This window comes from Acetobacter sp. (assembly GCF_047721705.1).
GTDB lineage: Bacteria > Pseudomonadota > Alphaproteobacteria > Acetobacterales > Acetobacteraceae > Acetobacter.
In genome coordinates this window covers 1-3,881 of the sequence record NZ_JBDNXK010000160.1, presented here as the reverse complement: position 1 = coordinate 3,881, position 3,881 = coordinate 1, and the positions used below count along the sequence as shown (strand labels likewise).

The window sequence follows — 3,881 nt, the reverse complement described above, 5'->3', positions numbered from 1 at the left end:
TTCCAGAACTGCACGATAATGTAAACGGAGTTGTAAACCGTCGGAACGTTGATTGGACCTTTCTGACCGTGGATGCCGGTGGCCGTCACCAGATTGTCCACGCCACCCTTGTCCAGTCCATGACAGCTGGCGCAATTGAGCGTGTTGTCACCCGACAGACGCTTGTCGAAGAACAACTGCTCACCGAGGGCCACTTTCGTGTCGCTGACCGGCCAGCTTTCGGGGATGGGCTGCACAGGTTCCGCTGCGAATTTGGCGGCCACATCCTTGGCTGCATAATGGGTGCGACGTTCATTGGCGATCCATGACAGAACCGTCTTGCGCTGATCTTCGTTCAGATGCGCATGCCAGTGAATGAGCAGATACAGGGAGGGCGGCATCCTGTTCTGAGTGATGACTTCTTCGATACGGGACAGCTGTTCCTCGCTCGGAGCGTCGCCTTTCTGGAAAGCCGCAATCACCGGTTCCATACGGAAATGCCGCAGACCCTGATCCAGATCTTTCTGCATCAGGGAGCTTGCGATCGGCAGCTTGAAGTAGAACGGCAGATCGGCGCCTTTAGTGTGACAGTAGTCACAGCGGGCTTCCCGCAGCACATCGAACGCCGCTTTGGCGACGGCGTTCTGCTGGGTTGGCGAATCCGCCGACAGGGTCGGGGCGCCCTGATGATCGAAATGCTGAATATATGCGACAGTTCCGCCATAAGCGGCGACTCCTGCGCAGGCCAGAGCGGCGATGACGCGTTTCACGTGGGGGGCTCCAAACATCGATGAATTCCGTGATGCACTATGTGCATTACAGAACCGCAATCCGTCAAAACGATAATATTTGTTTTAATGATCGGACAAATCGATGATCTGAATCATGTCTGCTGGCATTTCTCTCGCAGCCGTTGGCGCGCAATCGCCACATAGTCCGGGTCGATCTCAATCCCGATCCCTCGCGCGCCCATTTCCTCAGCTGCAAGAAGAGTCGTGCCGGTTCCCATAAAGGGGTCCAGCACCACAGCGTCATCCTGCTCATGGAGGCGAAGACAGAGTTCGGGGAGGGCTGTCGGGAACGTGCCCGGATGATTGAATTTCTCTTCCCGGCCACGCACCGTCTCATACGGCACGAACCATGTGTCGCCCCGACAGCGTCGATCCTGCGCATGTCCACGGCGGGCGATGTTGCTCTTGTCCTTGAACGGAACGCCCGCTCCGATGCGGTTGATCGGCACGTTGCCCTTGAGCGTCAGGTGAAACAGATGCTCGTGATTGCGGTTGAGGTAACGCTTGCTGTTGACGGGCTTGAAATGTCCGAAGGACGTGTCGCCAACAGTAATCGATTTTACCCATGAAATATGATTCTGCAGCACGAACAGCGAACGCAGGCGGACGGCCAGTTCAAACGGCAGCCAGGGTTCGGAGGATGTTCCGGCGATATTGAGGAAGAACGAGGCGTCTGGACGCATCACGCGACGAAGCGCTGATGCCACCCCCATCATCCAGTCGAGATATTCGTCCTCAGTCCGGCGATCCTGATAGGACCGATAGCCAAGGCCGATATTGTAAGGGGGAGAGGTGACGATCACATCCACGCTCTCGGCCTGCATGCGCTTCAGAACGCGAAGGCAGTCACCAAGAACGATCTCCTGCCGCCCGACCCGAAACCGACGTGTGCGTGGTGGGGCGGAAGGAGCGTCAGTCTTTTCCTTCACGCACTCCGCGCCGCAGCCAGACGCCATGTGGCGCCCGACACGCCAAGCAGCTTCTCGAATGTCCACAGGTCGGAGAACTCGGTCACGGCATCGGTGCCAGTCACAGGCTTGCCTTCAGCATCGACGACCAGACTGATCTGATCGGAAACGATGCGCACATCAATGGTCGCGCCTGTGCCCACAGGGCTGTCTTTCAGCACCACATCCTCAATCGCAATGCTGTCGATCGCCCGGATTTCGCTCTTCTGTGTTTCCTGAGCGCTCTCACGGGCGGTTATGGCGGCATCGAATGCGGCAAAGGCATCTGCGGTCAGGCGTTCCTTGAGGACAGCCCGATTTCCAGCCGCGTAGGCCGTCACGATCTGGCGAAACGCGCCTTCCACACCGGACAGGAACTGCTGCGGGACAAAACCGGGCTCTTTCCTCGCGACTTCGGCCAGAACGGTGCCAACACGTGTGGCCGGGTCAGGCACGTCAAAACGCATCGCAGCCACCGGGACAGCACGACCTTCAATGACGGGACCGGTCGGTCCCGGAGGCGCGGCCTGCGGTATGGGAGCGGCGGTGAAGCCAACCTTCTTTCCCAGAACGCTGCGCAGACGCAGTGCGAGAAACACCGCGATCAGTGCAAAGACCACGATATCGACCGGAAAATGGCCGAAGGAACCTTCCATAAGACGTGCCATCCAAGAAAAAAACAGGAGCAGGCGGGTGCATAAGCGCGTGCCGCCGAAAGTCAAGCAAGAGAGTAGAGAATAGGAGCGGACGCCTCAGGGTGCAATGATTTGATCCATCTCAATCTGGCATCAAAGGATTGCTGTTCGAACAGTGCCGCACTATGTGCAAAATCATGATTGTTCTCCGTCATTGTCAGTCCGAATTCAACAGACTCTTTACGGCCACCCGAAAAGATCCCGGCATTTCCGACCCCCCGCTGTCCAGACACGGCCTGAGACAGGCTGACGAACTGGTGATGAGGTTGGCGGACAGGAATATCCGCCGAATCGTGGTCTCACCTTATACTAGGGCTCTCCAGACAGCGGCTCCCATTGCGCGGGCGCTCGGTATCGTGCCCACGGTCAGCCCAATCATAAGAGAGCGCGCAGCCTTTTCCTGCGATATCGGTTCTCCGCGTTCAAAGCTGGCTCTGGATTGGCCCGCTCTTGATTTCACCGATCTCGATGAAATCTGGTGGAGCCAGGGCGAAGAGAGTCCGGAATCAGTCGAGCAGCGCGCGGCGCTGTTCCGGGCCGAGATGGCTGCCAATCCCGACTGGAAGCACACGCTGGTGGTCACGCACTGGGCATTCCTGCTCGCATTTGCCCACACCAGTGTGGAAAACGGCTCGTGGCTGGAGATTGATCCCCGGGTGCCGCTGCCCGCGGTTTAACCCTTGCGTGGTTGGCGAAGCCTGTTCGACATGCTACCGCCAACACTCCCGGACGAGACCGTCCGCACTGGAACAGAGAAGAGACACGATGTCTGAAGCAGCCCAACAGGGGGTTCCGCCGGCTCTCCCGCTCGCCATCAACATGCAGTACACAAAGGATCTGTCCTTTGAAGTTCCTCATGGTCCGGAAATTTTTACAGCACTGACGGCTGCGCCCCAGATTTCCGTGAATATCGATGTTCAGGCCACGCGCCTTCAGAATGACGAGCCGCATTTTCAGGTCGCCCTGACCATCAAGGCGGAAGCTGACGAAGCGCCTGCGACTGAAGGTGGCGCGGTGGGTCGCAAGGTGTTCGTTGCCGAACTGACCTATGCTGCTGTTGTGACGCTGAACAACCCGCCAGCTGAACTGATCGAGCCTCTGCTGCTGGTCGAAGTGCCGCGTCTGATCTTCCCCTTCGCACGCAACATCCTCAGCGATGTCACACGCGATGGCGGTTTCCCGCCGGTCGTTCTGCAGCCGATCGACTTCGTCGCTCTGTGGCAGGCGCGTCGCGCCGAGGTGAGCCAGACGGTTGGCCACGCCTGATTGACAGGTGTGAACGGAATGAGAGACTGACTCTCTCATTCCTGTTTGCTCAGGTTTTTCATGAGTGACCGAAGGACACAGCCTGTCATGGCTCTCTTTTTCTCTCGTGGCCGCTCCGCTTCCGTCAGGTCTGTCCTGATGCTGGCGGGTTTGCTGGCTACTGGCTCGGGGCTTGCCGGATGTGCCAGTCAGCCTGCCAGCAC

At 58.3% G+C, this 3,881-nt stretch carries 5 protein-coding genes; 2 read left to right on the top strand and 3 right to left on the bottom strand.

Going from position 1 to position 3,881, the window contains the following annotated elements:
• From ABF824_RS15915 to ABF824_RS15905, 3 genes are all read right to left on the bottom strand, one after another.
• Positions 1–749: cytochrome-c peroxidase (locus tag ABF824_RS15915; protein WP_415489939.1), on the bottom strand; the 749-nt coding region annotated here is incomplete at its 3' end.
• A gap of 113 nt (positions 750–862) precedes the next feature.
• Positions 863–1,726 (bottom strand): DNA-methyltransferase, encoded by an 864-nt coding sequence (locus ABF824_RS15910; RefSeq protein WP_415489938.1) that lies wholly within the window; start codon positions 1,724–1,726, stop codon positions 863–865.
• The gene (locus ABF824_RS15905; protein WP_415489937.1) at positions 1,696–2,373 is read right to left on the bottom strand and encodes a Tim44/TimA family putative adaptor protein; all 678 of its coding nucleotides are present in this window, start codon (positions 2,371–2,373) and stop codon (positions 1,696–1,698) included. Before ABF824_RS15905 ends, ABF824_RS15910 begins: the two co-directional genes overlap by 31 nt.
• Positions 2,374–2,549: 176 nt before the next feature.
• On the opposite strand from ABF824_RS15905, the gene ABF824_RS15900 reads away from it, so the two are divergent.
• Positions 2,550–3,089 carry a histidine phosphatase family protein gene (locus ABF824_RS15900; RefSeq protein ID WP_415489936.1) on the top strand — a complete coding sequence of 180 codons (540 nt, stop codon included), beginning with the start codon at positions 2,550–2,552 and terminating at the stop codon, positions 3,087–3,089.
• Between the two features lie 88 nt (positions 3,090–3,177).
• The gene (secB, locus tag ABF824_RS15895; protein WP_415489935.1) at positions 3,178–3,678 is read left to right on the top strand and encodes a protein-export chaperone SecB; all 501 of its coding nucleotides are present in this window, start codon (positions 3,178–3,180) and stop codon (positions 3,676–3,678) included.
• The last annotated feature ends 203 nt before the right edge of the window (positions 3,679–3,881 follow it).

Bases quoted from the DNA above. Each gene is read 5' to 3' on its own strand.
- ABF824_RS15910 (WP_415489938.1), bottom strand. From the start codon at position 1,726: ATGGCGTCTGGCTGCGGCGCGGAGTGCGTGAAGGAAAAGACTGACGCT.
- ABF824_RS15905 (WP_415489937.1), bottom strand. From the start codon at position 2,373: ATGGAAGGTTCCTTCGGCCATTTTCCGGTCGATATCGTGGTCTTTGCA.
- ABF824_RS15900 (WP_415489936.1), top strand. From the start codon at position 2,550: ATGATTGTTCTCCGTCATTGTCAGTCCGAATTCAACAGACTCTTTACG.
- secB (WP_415489935.1), top strand. From the start codon at position 3,178: ATGTCTGAAGCAGCCCAACAGGGGGTTCCGCCGGCTCTCCCGCTCGCC.